Origin of the sequence: Streptomyces sp. NPDC050704, from assembly GCF_040654355.1 — a bacterium.
Classification (GTDB): Bacteria; Actinomycetota; Actinomycetes; order Streptomycetales; family Streptomycetaceae; genus Streptomyces.
Map to the genome: position 1 here is coordinate 22,164 of NZ_JBFAHW010000003.1, position 14,820 is coordinate 36,983.

Genomic DNA, 14,820 nt, shown 5'->3' on the forward strand with positions numbered 1-14,820 from the left:
AAGTACGCGGCAAACGCATTGATCATTCACATGATGCCGTTGGTGTGGGTTGTGCGAGGTCCGTTCCCGGAGTCGGGGCGGGGTCGCCGGCCAGTTCGGTGCGCAGGCTGGTGACCAGCTCGCGGGGCAGGCCGTGGGTGTCGTGCAGGTACAGGTAATCGGCATCGGTGAGCGTGGAGTTGAAGCGAGGCTTGGCGAGGATGCGGCGACCTCGTTCGAGCAGGTGCGTGAAACGCCGCTCTTCGTCGAGCAGGATCTCGCGCACCGTCGACACGTCCACGGACTGGTGGAAGTGGTCCAGTGTGTGCTCAAGGAGTTCCAGCGGGACGTCGCCGAGGGTCCGCGACGGGTCGTGCCGCCACAGCGTGGTCAGGAGCCGTCGTGTCAGGCGGCGCGGTACGTAGCCGCGGCCGGTGTTCGAGGGCATGACGCCGTCGCCGAGTACGGCGACGGACGAGCGCAGGTGGTCGCAGACGAGGCGCAGTGACGGCTCGTCCAGGCACCACAGCGGTGGAACGGTCCGCATCCACGGTTGGAACAGGTCGCAGTCGTAGACCGATTTCTTGCCTTGGAGCAGGGTGCTGAGGCGTTCCAGACCGAGTCCGGTGTCGATGTTGGACTGGGGGAGGGGGTGCAGGGTGCCGTCTTCGTCGCGGCGGTAGCGCATCAGGACGTGGTTCCAGACCTCCACCCATCGGTCGTCCCGGGTCGGTGTGGACCGCGGCGGCGTGTCGCCGGTCCACATGAAGATCTCCGAATCGGGGCCGCAGGGACCGGTGGGCCCGTTGTTCCACCAGTTCTCGTCCCGGGTGAGTTCCACCGGTACTCCGCGCTCCTGCCACAGGTGGAGGGAGTCGGTGTCGGGGCCCAGTTGGCCGTCGCCGCCGAAGACCGTGGCGTGGAGTCGGCCCGGTTCGATTCCGTAGCCGTCGACGAGCAGGTCGTAGCCCCAGCGCAGGCTCTGCGAGTGGTCGTAGTCCCCGAGCGACCAGGTGCCGAGCATCTCGAACACGGTGAGGTGCGTGTCGTCGCCGACCTCGTCCAGGTCCGTGGTGCGCAGGCAGCGCTGCACGTTGACCAGGCGGCGGCCGAGTGGGTGCGGCTCGCCTTCGAGGTACGGAGTGAGGGGGTGCATACCGGAGGTGGTGAAGAGGACCGGGTCACCGGGTGGCGGCAGCAGGGACGAGCCGGTGATGCGCCGGTGTCCGCGCTGCTGGAAGTACTCGATGAAGGTTTGCACGATGTGGTCGGTGTTCATGGCGGCGGATCCTTCGCTTCGTGGCGCCCGGAAAGGGCCGCCGGTACGGAAGGCGGGACAGGAGTCCGTCAAGGCCAAAACACCGGCGGGCCGTTTCCGGTCGCCGGTGGAAAGAGGGGATGAGGTCAGTCGGCGGCAACCGGCGAGCTGGTCGCTCGCGCGGTCGCGGTGATGCCGGTGGGATGGACGATGACCTTCATGCCGTCAACGGTAGACGACGGGATGGGGGTGGGACACCTGAATTTGCGCGGGCGGGGCGTGGCCGCGACGGGCTTCTGCCGGAAGACCTGGTGCAGAGCAGAGGCATGGTCCCCGCAGAGCCGTGATCCCGGCCCGACGATGCCGATAGCGCAGGCAGTGGCCCGTAGATTTCCGCCGGTGCAGCCCTGATGATGAAGCCTTCGGACGCATGCTCCATCGGCCTTTCGTAGTTTCGCAGTGATGCCTCAGCGATGTGCTGACAGCGCGACCAGCACCCCAGGACGTGCGTACGACTCGACCACCCCGCTGACGGAGGTTGCCGTGCTCTGGTCCGACCACGCCATCTGGTGGCACGTCCACCCGTTGGGATTCCTCGGCGCGGAGCGCGTCGCCCTGCCCGCGGACGAACCCCCGCGCCACCGGCTGCCGGCCCTGGCCGACTGGCTGGACCACCTGGTCGGGCTCGGCTGCAACGGCCTTGCCCTGGGGCCGGTCTTCGCCGCCGAGACCCACGGCTACGACACGGTCGACCACTTCCGGATCGACCCCCGCCTGGGCACCGAAGCCGACCTGGCCGAGCTTGTCGAGCGCGCCGCGGCCCGGGGGGTGCGCGTCCTGCTCGACGGCGTCTTCAACCACGTGGGCCGGTCGTTCGGCCCCTTCGCCGATGTGGCACGGCGCGGCGCCGACTCCCGGTACGCCGACTGGTTCGTCCCTGAGGGCGACGACTTCCGCACCTTCGAGGGCCACGGCCACCTGGTCGCCCTCAACCACGCGTGTCCCGCCGTCGCCGACCATGTCACCGCGGTCCTCGACCACTGGCTCGACCTGGGCGTCTCCGGCTGGCGGCTGGACGCCGCCTACGCCGTCCCGCTGCCGTTCTGGCGCACCGTCACCGACCGGGTCCGGGCGCGCCATCCCGATGCCTGGTTCAGCGGCGAGGTGATCCACGGCGACTACGCCGCGTACGTCACCGAGGGCGGCCTGGACTCCGTCACACAGTACGAACTGTGGAAAGCGATCTGGAGCTCGCTGAACGACGCCAACCCGCACGAACTGGCCTGGGCGCTCAAGCGCCACAACACGATGCTCGACACCTTCGCCCCGCAGACCTTCGTCGGCAACCACGACGTCACCCGGATCGCCAGCCGGCTCCGCGACCCCCGTCAGCTGACCCATGCCCTCACGCTGCTCTTCACCGTCGGCGGCGTACCGTCCGTCTACGCGGGCGACGAACGCGCGTGGCAGGGCGTCAAGGAGGACCGGGAAGGTGGAGACGACGCCGTCCGCCCCGCCTTTCCCGCCGACCCGTCGGGCCTGGGCTCCGACGGTCTGACCGTCCAACGGCTCCACCAGACCCTGGTGGGCGTCCGTCGGCGCCACCCCTGGCTCGTACGCGCCCAGACCCGCGTCCACACCGTCAGCAACGCCGCACTCACCTACACCCTCGCCAGCTCCGACCCCGACTCCGCGCCCGGCGCCGCCGTCGCCGTGGCCCTCAACTTCGGCCCCGCTCCTGCCACAGCCGCCGTACCGGCCGCCGCCTGGACGCACGCCGCGGGCGACACCGTCATCGACCCCGCCACCGGCTCCGTATCCCTGCCGCCACTCGGCTGGTCCGTCGCCACGGCTCCGGAAATCCCGTCCTGACCGCCAATCCGTTGAGCGGTGATCGGCGATCAAAGGGACGCCCGCTCAGACTGGTTGACCCGGGGCGGGGTCGGCGAACGCCGGCATGATCCGGTCGTGGATGAGGCGGAGCTGCGTGTTCACGTCGGCCATGCCGTCGAGATCGCGGCCGGTGAACGTCTTGACGAGGCTGCGGTCGGTGATCGCGCAGATCATGTGGTTCACGCCGCTGGGAGCGATCTCCCGCTGGATCTTGTCCAGGCATTCCTCCGGGGTGCCCGCGACGGAGAGGCGTTCGGCGAGCTCGGGCGTGGTCAGCTCGATGCCACGGGCCAGATCGCCGGCGGCGATGGCGTCGATGACCGGTTTGAGTTCGGCCGGATCGACCCCGTTGCGGCGCAACTGCTCCTCGGGCATCGAGGAGGCGTAGATGCCGACCATGCTGCGCGCGGCGTCCTTGGCGAGCGCCGAGTCCGTCCCGGTGGCGAAGACGACCCAGGCGCCGATGTCCAGCGACCGCCAGTCCTTGCCGGCCCGCTCGGCGCCGACCCGGATGTGGCCGACCGCGTAGTCGTACGCCTCGCGTGTATAGCTCAGCGCGTGGTGGCAGCCGTCGGACAACTCGCCCGCCGCCTCGAAGGACTTGGGCCCGCGCATCGCCCCGAGCATGAGCGGCACATGCTCCTGGACCGGGCGGGCGAAGGTGAACAGCCCCTGGTAGCTGAAGAACTCGCCGTCGTACGAGATGGCCCCTTCGTCGAGCACCGTGCGCACCACGTGCAGCGCTTCCTTGACCCGGGACAGCGGACGGGTACGGGCCCAGTCGATCCCGTACTGGGCCAGGAGCCCGAAGTTGCCGCTGGACAGCACGCCTTCCGCGCGTCCGTCGGACAACTCGTCGAGGGTGGCCAGGGCTTGGGCGATCAACGTGGGTTCGCGCAGCGTGACCGGGGACACGCTCGGGCCCAGACGGATCCGGTGGGTCTGGCCGGCGGCCGCGGCGAACAGCAGCCACAGGTCCTTGTGCCAGGTCTCGTCGGCGGCGTAGCAGGCGTGGAAGCCGAGTTCGTCGGCGAGCCTGATCGAGGCCAGTGACTCCTGGAGCGGGTAGTCGGGGAGCATCGCATAGCTGAACTTCACGGTCGCCACCTTCCGGAGCGGGAGCGGGCGGTACGGGCCCACGGGGCCGATCGTTTCTCGCGAGGGTGTCGACGGGGTCGGCAACTGTCCAGTGGTCTATGCGAGTTGACGCAAAATGGGCACTCCGTGGTCGTGGGCCGATCCCCGCGTCAGGACAGGGGAATGGTCACCTCGTCCTCGACGGGTGGGTCGAGCTCCTGCTTCCGGTTGCCCGTCGCGGAGAAGCAGCGCAACCGGATCGAGTCCGGGGCGACGTCCAGACGCAGGAAGCACTTGAAGAACGGCGGGCTGTAGGTCGCCGAACCCGGAGAGAAGAGCTGGGTGTACGCCTTGCGTACCGGGAGGCGGAACCGGGAGGTGCGGTCGGGGCGGCCGCCGGCGCCCAGCAGGCTCGCGACGAGCCGGGTGCGCAGGGTGACTTGGGCCGGTGGCCCCTGGGTGCGGGTCGCCGGGATGCCGAGGCGCTTGGCGATGACGGCGGTCGCCTGGGCCTCGGTCAGGGTGAAGAAGCGCCGCATGCGCAGTCGGCGTCCGTAGAGCCTGCTGTAGAAGGCCAGGGAGTCCCCGCGCAGTGGGTAGCAGCGGAAGTCGTCTTCGGTGACGTGGCCGACGGAGACGCGCGGGATGGTGTGGGTGGCGTGCATGAACGCTCCGCCGCCGCCCGCGACGACGTACTGGATCGTGCGGCCGTTCACCGGCACCGGATAGCGCTGGTAGTTGTGGATGTCGCCGCCTATCGCGGCGACGTAGTGATGGTCCGGGTCGCGGACGATGTCGTCGACGGTGCCGCCGCCTTCTATGGGGCAGGGCTGGTGCTCGGCGTCCACGTACAGCGGGGAGCCGGTGATGAGGATCTTGGGGCGGTCGCCCTCGGACATCTCGCGCAGCCACCGGCCCTGCTCGGCGTCGACGGTTCCGAGCAGGCCGGTGTCGATGCCGATGATGCGTACCGGTCCGGCGTCGACGGCCCAGTACGGGCCGGGCTGGACGGCTTGTTGGGCCGGGGCGGAGCGCAACCGCCGTGCCTCGGTGAGGCGTTGCTCGTCGGGCGCGCGCGGTGTGTGCCACAGCAGGGACCGCAGCCAGGCGGCCGTCAGCCGACGGGGCGCGGCCGGCGGCGTCGGCGCCGGAGCGTCGCAGAAGACGCGCATGAAGCCGTGCAGGTCCTCGTACCAGTCGTGGTTGCCGGGTATGGCGTAGACGGGCGCCTGGTAGTCCTTGTACGGGCGGAAGAACTTCGTGCCGTAGTCGTCGGTCGCGCCGACCGGATAGATGACATCGCTGGCGAGCACGGTGAACTTCGTGTCCTGACCGACCTTCAGGAAGCCCGGCACCACGGCGTACTGCGGGTCGTCGCCCTCACCGGTGTCTCCGATGACCATGAAGGAGAAGTGGTCGGGGTCGTCGCGGCGGACCAGTTTGTCGACGGGCGCCCCGTCAGCTGTCCGCTGGTCCACCCAACGGCTGCGGGTACGGCCCGTAGGGTCCCCGAACCAGGAGGCCAGCACGCCGTTGCGGGCGGGCCAGAGCGTCTTCGGATTGAGCCACGACAGCTTCTCGACCCGCTGCGGCATCAGGTGCTTGTAAGCGCCGCGTTCCGTCGTACCCCAGCCGGCGCCCTCGGCGGTGTCACGTGAAGAGTCAGCCATCGGCGAACGGTAACAACGATCTCGGTACGCGCTGTCAGCTGGGGTGCGCCTGGAGGCGGGCGTCGGTGCGCGGCAGGGGCACCGCATGTGCCGCCGGGGACATCGGCCGATCGGCCGAGTTCGGTGACGCACCCCCGCCGCATACGGGCCGATCGGCCGAGGTGCCGCGGTGTACCGAGGCCGGAAGGTGGAGGCACCCGCCGATCGGAGCACGTCTGCCCCATACCTGAGAACACGGCGCGGCTCCGGGCGGGGCGCTGCCGGCTTCCGGGGCGAACGCCGCCTGCCTCGCCTGCCCCTTCTGCCTCTGGACAGCCTCCATGCCCGCACAGCCCTCGCTGGTCAGCCACGCCCCGTTCCGACCGGAACGGCCCGGGGGCTCGACGGTTCGCGGGTGGATCGGCACCCCGGTTCCGGCGGTACCGCGTCGCCTGCCTGGCCGTCCTCGTGGTCATTCCCCCCGTACGGAGTGTGGGCGGGGTTTCTCGCGACGGGCGCCGCCGATCTCGCCGCCCAGTTCGCCTGGGAGGGCTTCGCGGCCCGGCACCCGGACACGCCGTACGCGATGTTCTGGTACGGGGGCACGCACACCGTCAACTACAGCGTGCTGTCACCCCCGTTGATGGCGGAACTGGGAGTGCGTACCGTCTCCGTCCTCGCCGGGGTGACCGGTACCTGGTTGCTGGCCGTCCTGTTGGAGCGCACCCTCCCCAGGGTGTCACTGTGGCCCGCACTGCTCGGCGCACTCGGGCTGTGGGCCAACGTCGCCTCCGGGCGCACCACGTTCGCCCTCGGGGTGGCCTTCGGACTCGCGGGCCTTCTCGTCCTGTCCGGCAGGCCGGTGAGGACGGTCGGGCCGGTCCGGCTCTTCGCGGGTGCGCTGGGTGCGCTGGGCGCGCTGCTCGCCACTCTGGCCAGCCCCGTTGCCGGGCTCTTCCTGCTGGTCGCGGTCGCCGGGTATCTGCTCGACCGGCAGTACGCCAAGGGGCTGGTGCTCGCCCTGTCGCCGGCCGCCGTCGTCACCCTCACCACCCTGCTCTTCCCCTTCCAGGGCGAGCAGCCCATGGCCGCGCACCGGATGCTGACACCCTTGATCCTTTTCGCCGCCGTGGTGTGGGCGGCACCGCGGGACTGGCGAGTGGTGCGGGCCGGAGCGGCCCTCTACGCCGTCGGCGTCGTGCTGACGTACCTGATCGCCTCGCCGATCGGCACCAACGTGGAACGGCTCCCGGCGCTCTTCGCCCCCGCGGTGCTGCTCGCGGCCCTGCTCGACCCGGGATCCGGCAGGGCCCGGGCCACCCGCCTGACCTCCGTGCCGGCTCTGGCGCTCGCCGTGTCCGTGTACTGGGCCACCGCGTCGACCGTCTCCGATCTGCGAGTCAGCACGACGGTGCCGGCCTGGGCCGAGCACACCGATCAAGTGATCGCCGAGCTCGACCGGCTGCACGAGGACCGCGGCAGGGTCGAGGTGGTGCCCGCCCGCAACCACCGCGAAGCCACCCTCTTCGCCCCGCACATCCAGCTGATGCGGGGCTGGAACCGGCAGTTGGACGTCGAGCGGGGCCGGCTGTTCTACGACGGCGACTTCAGCGGACCGCGCTACCACGCCTGGCTGCGCCACTGGGCCGTCGGATACGTCGTCGTGCCCAACGCACGACCCGACGGCCCCGCCCTGCGTGAGGGGCCCTCGTCGGGGCCGGGCAGAGCTGGCTGCGGCCGGTCTGGCGGGACCCGTACTGGACGATCTACCGAGTGCGTGACGCCGTCCCGCTCGCCTCGGCCCCGGCCGAGGTCCTGCGCGCGGGTGAGGCGGACGTGGTGCTGGAGATACCGCGGGCCGGGACGGCGACCGTACGTGCCCCGGGCGGGCGTCTACCGACTCACGTCGAGCTATGCCGCGGGACTCTCCGACGGGCATGACTGCCGACCGACACGAACCGGCCCGCACTCATGAGCGGTCCGTTCCCGAATCTCCGCCGCGGCATCCGGCAGGCCGGCCCGATCCGGATCGGCTGCCGGGCGGATACGGACTCGGCCGGGCAGTCAGCCAACCAGCCGGCCGACCGGCCAGCCAGTAGTCAGTCAGTCAGCAGTCAGTCGGCCGGCCGGGCCCGGTCCGCCCGGAAGTCTGCCGGGGTGGCCGATCGGCCGATGTGAACGGCTGTGGCGCGGGGATGAAATGGCCGATCGGCCGAGGTGCCGCAGTGGCGCGTGCGAAGAGAGTGGCCAGGTAGGCCGGGAGCGACCCGGCTGTGACGTCTCACCAGGTCCCGGGCGGTTTTTCCCGGGGCGCCTGGTGCCTTCCCCGGCCCCCGCCCGCACTCTCACCTCCCTGGATGAGCCGCTATGCCCCCGCAGTCCTCCCTGCTTCTGCCCGCCCGGCCAGGCCCGGAAGTCCGCCCGCTCGCGCGCAGGCCCCCTCGACCACGGACGCACCGGAGGATCCCGCTCCCGCTCGTCGCCGTCCTCTGCGTCGCGCCCCTGTACGGGATCTGGGCCGCCCTGCTGGAGACGGGCGGCGGGGACCTCGCCGCCCAGTACGCCTGGGCGGGTTTCGCCGCCCGGCACCCGGACGCGGCCTACGGGCTGTTCTGGTACGGCGGCACGCACACCGCCAACTACAGCGTTCTCTCACCGGAGTTGATGGCGTTGCTGGGTGTCAGGACGGTCTCCGTGCTGGCCGGCCTGTCCGCTACCTGGTGGCTCGCCGCCCTGTTCCGGCGCACCGCCAGGAGGGCACCGGTGTGGCCCGCGCTGCTCGGTGCGCTCGGCCTGTGGGGCAACGTCGCCATGGGACGCACCACGTTCGCCCTCGGGCTGGCCTTCGGGCTGGCGGGCCTGCTCGCGCTGGCCGGCCGACGGCCCCGGCCCGGCCGGCTCACCATCGCCGCCCTGGGCGCGCTGCTCGCCACCCTGGCCAGCCCGGTGGCCGGACTCTTCGTTCTCGTCGCGGGCGCCGCGTATCTCCTCGACCGGCAGTACGCGAAGAGCCTGGCCCTCGCCGTCCCGCCCGTCGTCGCCGTCGGGCTGACGACCCTGCTCTTCCCCTTCCAGGGCGAACACCCCATGGCTGCGGGCCGGATGACGCTGCCGCTGCTGCTGGCCGCCGCCGTGGCCTTGGCGGCGCCGCGAGAGTGGCGGGTGGTGCGCGCCGGGGCCGCCGTCTACGCCGTCGGCGTCGTGCTGACGTACCTGATCCCCTCGCCGGTCGGCTCCAACGTGGAGCGGCTCGCGGTGCACCTCGGCCCCGCGCTGCTCCTCGCGGCCCTGCTGAACCCCGGATCCGGTGCCGCCCGGCGGTCCGTCGTACGCCGCGTCCGCACCTGCGCGCTGGGCCTGGCACTGATCGTCTCCGCCACCTGGAGCACCCAGTCGGCCATCCACTCCGCCTGGGGTCTGGCCCCCGTGCCGGCCTGGGCCACGCACACCGGCGGAGTGATCACGGAACTCGGCCGGCTGGGCGCGGACCGCGGCCGGGTCGAGGTCGTCAACGCGACCAACCACCGTGAGGCCGCCCTCTTCGCGCCCCATGTCCAGGTGATGCGGGGCTGGAACCGCCAGCTGGACGTGGAGCGGGGGAGGCTGTTCTACGACGGCTCGCTCGACGGCGCGCGCTATCACGCCTGGCTGCGCCGGTGGGCGGTCGGTTACGTCGTCGTGCCCGACGCGGAACCCGAAGGCGCCTCCGTACCCGAGGCCGCCCTGATCCGGGCCGGACAGGACTGGCTGGAGCCGGTCTGGCACGACGCGTACTGGAAGATCTACCGCGTCGCCGACCCGCTCCCGCTCGCCTCGGCCCCGGCCGAGGTACTCAACGCCGGAGAGGCCGACGTGGTCCTGAAGATGCCGCGGGCCGGCACGGTCACCGTACGGATCGCCCACTCGCCGTGGCTGCGGGCCGAGGGAGCCTGCGTACGGGCGGACGGCCCCTGGACCCGGCTGACGGCACCCGGCCCGGGCGTGTACCGGCTGACGTCCAGCTACGCGGCCGGGCGCTCCACCGGACCCGGCTGCCGCTGACCGGCGGCGGAATCGGTTTCTCCGCTGCTAACACCCCACGGGCAGGATCTACCGATGACGGGGAAAGAGATCTCCGGACCGTCCAAAGCGGCCGTGATCTCAAGGCCGGTCGGTGCTCTGAGCGACCGCTTGCCTTCCTTTCCTGTGCCGGAATCGAGAAGTCGTGGCAAACGCCTTCGGCGGATTTCCGGAATGACCCGGTGCACATGAATTTACGGTGTCAAGGAGACGTGGGTTATGGAGAAGACCGAGGTCGTGGTGGTCGGCAGTGGCCCGACCGGGCTGACGCTCGCCAATGAGCTGGCGCTCGCGGGCGTCGACGTGGTCGTGCTGGAGAAGCTGTCCGAGCGCAGCGGCCAGTCGAAGGCGTTGAACCTGCAGCCGCGCAGCGCCGAATTGCTCCACATGCGCGGCCTGATCGAGGGCGCGAAGCAGCGTGCCCTCGCCACCCTTGCCGACGGGCACTTCGCCGGGCTGCACGTGCCGCTCGCCTACGACCGCCTGCGGACCCGGCACCCCTACCAGGTCTGCGTCCCGCAGGGGAAGGTCGAGGAGGTGCTCGAAGAGCGTTTCGCCGAGTACCGGGGCCGCGTCCGCTACGGGCACGAGCTGCTCGACTTCACCCAGGACGACGCGGGCGTCACGGCGACCGTGCGCGGCCCGGACGGCGACGAACACACACTGCGTGCCGCGTACCTGGTCGGCTGCGACGGCGGCCGGAGCGTCGTCCGCAAGCTGCTCGGGGTCGGCTTCCCCGGCACCGACGCGAATGCCTACGGCGTCGTGGCCGACGTGTTGCTGGGCCGGACCTCGGACGCGGTGCCGACCGAGTGGACCTCCACGGTGGAACTGTTCGCCCGCTCCGGATCGGCCGGGCGCCTGGTCACCCTGCTCCCGTTGGCGGAGCCCGGCCTGTACTGGCTGGTCAGCGTTCCGGGCGCCCGCCCGGAGACCCGGGACGCCCCGGTGTCACGGGAGGAACTCGAGGCCGACGTGCGGGAGTTCTACGGCGACGAGGTCGAGATCGCGGAGGTGCGCTCGGCCACCCGGTTCACCGACGCCTCGCGGATGGTCGACCGGTACCGGGTCGACCGGGTCCTGCTCGCCGGGGACGCCGCGCACATCCACGTGCCGGCCGGCGGCCAGGGGATGAACATCGGCATCCAGGACGCGATGAACCTCGGCTGGAAGCTGGCGGCCGAAGTCCGCGGCCGAGCCCCGGCGGGCCTGCTGGACAGCTACCACGCCGAGCGGCATCCGGTGGCCGAAGGCGTGCTGGAGAACACCAGGGGCCAGGGCATGATCATGTTCGGGGTGATGAACCCGGCGGTGGCCGCGCTGCGCACGCTCCTGGTCGACCTCATGGCCCTGCCCGAGGTGAACCGCCACCTCGCGGGCATGATCTCCGGCCTCGACATGCGCTATCCGGTGGCCGGCGCCGACGCCGGGTCCTCCCATGAGCTGCTGGGTGCCCCCATGCCGGACGTCGAACTGGCGGACGGCCGCTGGGTCAGCGATCTGCAGCACGGAGGCCACGGCCTCCTGCTGACCACGGACCCAGCGCTCGCCGACGCGGCCCGCCCCTGGGCCGACCGTGTCGATGTGGTCCTGCTGCCGGAGATCCCGCTTCCCGGCGAGGGCGCCGACGCACTGCTGGTCCGCCCGGACGGCTACGTCTGCTGGGCAGCTCCGGACAAGGACCTCGAAACGGCCCTGGCCACGTGGTTCGGCACCCCCGCCTGACGCATCGCCTGACGGTCTTGAATTCCGTGAGCGAATTCCTGATTTGACATTTCGGCCGAGTTGCTTCCCTGAAACCCATTGTTTTTCTCGGCCCTTATGCTCATACGTCGACTCGATCCGTCAAGTCTGAGAACAATCACATAACGAGGAGCCCTTCATGGTCGTCAGCAGTGGCGTCCGCAGGGGTAGGCTCCATTTTCATCCCGAGCGGTCCGCGCTCCGCAATTCCCTCACGTTGCCCATCAAGCGAATTTGACATTCCGGGTTTATTCCTTACTCGGGAAAAGCTTTTCCCGCGCCCTTCACCACTCTTTGGAGCTCTTCCTTGTCTGCCGACAGTGCGACCACCGCCCCCGCGCAGCCGGGTGCCGACGCGTCCGGGGCTTCCCCCGGCGGCCGAGGGCATCTGGGTCTGGCCCTCTTCGTGATCGCCACCGCCCAGTTGATGGTGGTCCTCGACGCGACCATCACCAACATCGCCCTGCCGAACATCCAGACCGACCTGGGCGTGACCGACGCCAACCTCGCCTGGATCGTCAACTCCTACGCGCTCGCCTTCGGCGGCCTGCTGCTGCTCGGCGGCAAGGCCGGCGACCTGTTCGGGCGCAGGCGGATGTTCCAGGTGGGCATCGCCGTCTTCACTCTCGCCTCACTGCTGGGCGGACTCGCCCCGAACGAGGCCCTGTTGATCGGCGCCCGTGTCCTCCAGGGCGTCGGCGCCGCGCTCGCCGCACCCAGCGCGCTGGCCCTGATCACCACGACGTTCCCCGAGGGCAAGCCCCGCAACTCGGCGATGGGCGTGTACGCGGCCATGTCCGGGGTCGGCGCCACGGTCGGCCTGCTGCTCGGCGGCGTTCTCACCGACTTCCTCGACTGGCGCTGGGTGTTCTTCGTCAACATTCCCATCGGCCTGGCCGTCCTCGTCGGCACCCGCACCCTCGTCGAGGCCGAACGTCACCCCGGCCGTCTCGACGTGCCCGGCGCCATCACCGGCACCGGCGGTCTGATCGCCCTGGTCTACGGCATCACCCGCGGCGGCGAGCACGGCTGGACCAACGGTCTGACCCTGGCCTCCTTCGCGGCGGCCGTCGTACTGCTCGCGGTGTTCCTGGTCCTCCAGTCCCGCGTCCCGGACCCGATGATGCCGCTGCACCTGTTCAAGGACCGCAACCGCTCGGGCAGTTACGCCGCCATGCTGTTCCTGGGCGCGGGTCTGTTCGCCACCTTCTACTTCCTGACCCTGTACATGCAGCTGATCCTGGGCTACAGCCCGGTGAAGACCGGCTTCGCCTACGTGCCCTTCAGCCTCGGTATGGGCATCGCGGCAGCGGTCAGCTCCAAGCTGGTCACGCACGTCGGTCCCCGCATGATCGCCGGACCGGGGCTGCTGGTGGCGGCCGCGGGCATGTTCTGGTTCGCCACGCTGGCGCCGGACTCCTCCTATGCCGGGCACATCATGCCGGCGATGGTCGTCACCGGGCTCGGCATGGGTACGGGCTTCGTGCCGTTGACACTGGGCGCGGTCAGCCGCGTCAGCCACCAGGACACCGGCATCGCCTCCGCCCTGCTCAACACCGCTCAGCAGATCGGCGGCGCGCTGGGTCTCGCGGTCCTGTCGACGATCTCCACCTCCGCGGCAGACGACAAGCTGCCCGAGGCGGCCGGAGCCCTCTTCCAGGGCTTCAAGACCCACGACATGGCCCTGGTGGCGAGGGCGGGAGAGGCACTGACCCACGGCTACACCATGGCCTTCGTCGCCGCGGGCGCCATGTTCCTGGCCGGTTCATCCGTCACCATCCTCGCCATCAACGCCAAGAAGCAGGCGCACGTCGAGGGTGCGGCGCCCGTCCACATGGGCTGACCCCACCGAGGGTGCGGCCCCGTCCACGTGGGCCGCACCGGCACGGGCGCGGCCCCGCCGCAGGGGCCGACCCCCGACACGGCCACGACGACGTACGTCGCGAGGCGTCGCACCGCGACACCTCGCGCCGTACTGGAGCGGACACACACCATGACCACCCCACAGCGCGCTCAGCCGACGCCCTGGTCCGAAACCCCACAGCCGGGCCGGCCCCTCCCGGCCCATCTTTTCCCGGCCCGACCCATCCCCGCCCTCACCCACGCCTTCGCCCTACTGGGCAAACCCTGGACCGGCCTGATCATCGCTGCCCTGGCCCAAGGACCGGCCGACTCGGCCCAGTTGTGCGAGAGCGTCCCCGGCATCAGCGACCGCACACTCGCCGACCGCCTTCAGGAACTGGCCACGGCCGGCCTCCTCACCCCGACCGTCCAGCCAGGTCCGCCGTCCCGCACCTACTACAGCCTCACACCTCACGGGAACGCGCTCCTCATCCCCCTGGCCGCCCTGACCGTGTGGGCGCGTGACCACCTCCCGGCGACCGGCACACCAGACCACGTTCCCATCTTCAAGGAGTGACCGAATGCCCAGACTGCCCGCACCCTTTGCCCGGATGGTCGACGCTCGGGGTACGCAGTGCACGGTGACCGGGGTGGAAGACCTGTCGCCGTCGTTCCGGCGCGTGCATCTGGCCGGCGAGGGTTTGCGAGGGCGTGCGTGGGAGCCGTGCCAGGTGACCACGTTCCTGGTCTCGGCGACCGAGTTCCGGCGGTACACACCGGACTCGTTCGACGCCGAGGCGGGGCGGATGTCGATCCTGTTCTACCGGCATGACGCCGGTGCCGCGGGCTCGTTCTCGCCGGGTGAGACATGGCTGGACGGCCTGACCGCCGGCGACCCGGTCAGCGCGATGGGGCTGGAGGCGACCCGGAGCTTCCGGGCGCGTGCCGAGCCGGGCACCGTGTTCGTGTGCGGCGACGGCACCACGGTGGGCCTCTGGTACTCGATGATCCGCTGGCTGGGCCACCGGGCCAGGGTGCGCGGCGTGGTGGAGGTGCCCCCGTGGGACGTACCCCTGGTGCGGGACCTGTTGCCCGGAGTGGAGGTCCTCCCGCAGACCGAACAGCCGGGGGAGACGGTGCTGTCCTGGCTGGAGGGTGCCCCGCCCGGGGAGGTCACGTACGCCTACCTGTCCGGTCACGGGCAGACGATCCAGCTCGCCCGCAACCTGGTCCGTGACCGGTACGGTCTGCACCGGTCCGCCATCTACACCCAGCCGTACTGGGCGACGGGCAAGGTGGGTCTGTGACCGGCTGCGCGCC

General features: G+C 70.8%; 10 protein-coding genes. 7 read left to right on the forward strand and 3 right to left on the reverse strand.

The window, feature by feature from the left end; all coding sequences use genetic code 11:
- Positions 1 to 22 precede the first annotated feature (22 nt).
- Complete coding sequence (locus tag AB0I18_RS01990) at positions 23 to 1,258, reverse strand: alanine--tRNA ligase-related protein (RefSeq protein WP_363103397.1); 1,236 nt, start codon at positions 1,256 to 1,258, stop codon at positions 23 to 25.
- Between the two features lie 522 nt (positions 1,259 to 1,780).
- Here AB0I18_RS01990 and AB0I18_RS01995 point away from each other — a divergent pair.
- Positions 1,781 to 3,109, forward strand: a complete 1,329-nt coding sequence (locus AB0I18_RS01995) for an alpha-amylase family glycosyl hydrolase (protein WP_363103398.1) — start codon at positions 1,781 to 1,783, stop codon at positions 3,107 to 3,109.
- 45 nt (positions 3,110 to 3,154) lie between these two features.
- Here AB0I18_RS01995 and AB0I18_RS02000 read toward each other — a convergent pair whose 3' ends face one another.
- Both AB0I18_RS02000 and AB0I18_RS02005 read right to left on the reverse strand, forming a co-directional pair.
- Complete coding sequence (locus tag AB0I18_RS02000; protein ID WP_363103399.1) at positions 3,155 to 4,228, reverse strand: LLM class flavin-dependent oxidoreductase; 1,074 nt, start codon at positions 4,226 to 4,228, stop codon at positions 3,155 to 3,157.
- Between the two features lie 149 nt (positions 4,229 to 4,377).
- Positions 4,378 to 5,877 (reverse strand): metallophosphoesterase, encoded by a 1,500-nt coding sequence (locus tag AB0I18_RS02005; RefSeq protein WP_363103400.1) that lies wholly within the window; start codon positions 5,875 to 5,877, stop codon positions 4,378 to 4,380.
- A 394-nt stretch (positions 5,878 to 6,271) separates the two neighbouring features.
- Here AB0I18_RS02005 and AB0I18_RS02010 point away from each other — a divergent pair, with 394 nt between their 5' ends.
- The 6 genes from AB0I18_RS02010 to AB0I18_RS02035 all read left to right on the forward strand — a co-directional run bounded on the left by AB0I18_RS02010 (position 6,272) and on the right by AB0I18_RS02035 (position 14,807).
- Positions 6,272 to 7,831, forward strand: a complete 1,560-nt coding sequence (locus tag AB0I18_RS02010; RefSeq protein ID WP_363103401.1) for a hypothetical protein — start codon at positions 6,272 to 6,274, stop codon at positions 7,829 to 7,831.
- Between the two features lie 392 nt (positions 7,832 to 8,223).
- Positions 8,224 to 9,897, forward strand: coding sequence for a hypothetical protein (locus tag AB0I18_RS02015; RefSeq protein ID WP_363103402.1), 1,674 nt, complete (start codon positions 8,224 to 8,226; stop codon positions 9,895 to 9,897).
- A gap of 237 nt (positions 9,898 to 10,134) precedes the next feature.
- Positions 10,135 to 11,640 (forward strand): FAD-dependent monooxygenase, encoded by a 1,506-nt coding sequence (locus tag AB0I18_RS02020; protein ID WP_363103403.1) that lies wholly within the window; start codon positions 10,135 to 10,137, stop codon positions 11,638 to 11,640.
- A gap of 325 nt (positions 11,641 to 11,965) precedes the next feature.
- Complete coding sequence (locus AB0I18_RS02025) at positions 11,966 to 13,501, forward strand: MFS transporter (RefSeq protein ID WP_363103404.1); 1,536 nt, start codon at positions 11,966 to 11,968, stop codon at positions 13,499 to 13,501.
- A gap of 150 nt (positions 13,502 to 13,651) precedes the next feature.
- Complete coding sequence (locus AB0I18_RS02030) at positions 13,652 to 14,077, forward strand: helix-turn-helix domain-containing protein (RefSeq protein ID WP_363103405.1); 426 nt, start codon at positions 13,652 to 13,654, stop codon at positions 14,075 to 14,077.
- Between the two features lie 4 nt (positions 14,078 to 14,081).
- On the forward strand, positions 14,082 to 14,807 hold the full coding sequence (locus AB0I18_RS02035) for a siderophore-interacting protein (RefSeq protein ID WP_363103406.1): 726 nt from the start codon (positions 14,082 to 14,084) through the stop codon (positions 14,805 to 14,807).
- The last annotated feature ends 13 nt before the right edge of the window (positions 14,808 to 14,820 follow it).

Coding starts and splice junctions, on each gene's coding strand:
- AB0I18_RS01990 (WP_363103397.1), bottom strand. CDS start 1,258: ATGAACACCGACCACATCGTGCAAACCTTCATCGAGTACTTCCAGCAG.
- AB0I18_RS02005 (WP_363103400.1), bottom strand. CDS start 5,877: ATGGCTGACTCTTCACGTGACACCGCCGAGGGCGCCGGCTGGGGTACG.
- AB0I18_RS02015 (WP_363103402.1), top strand. CDS start 8,224: ATGCCCCCGCAGTCCTCCCTGCTTCTGCCCGCCCGGCCAGGCCCGGAA.
- AB0I18_RS02020 (WP_363103403.1), top strand. CDS start 10,135: ATGGAGAAGACCGAGGTCGTGGTGGTCGGCAGTGGCCCGACCGGGCTG.
- AB0I18_RS02030 (WP_363103405.1), top strand. CDS start 13,652: ATGACCACCCCACAGCGCGCTCAGCCGACGCCCTGGTCCGAAACCCCA.
- AB0I18_RS02035 (WP_363103406.1), top strand. CDS start 14,082: ATGCCCAGACTGCCCGCACCCTTTGCCCGGATGGTCGACGCTCGGGGT.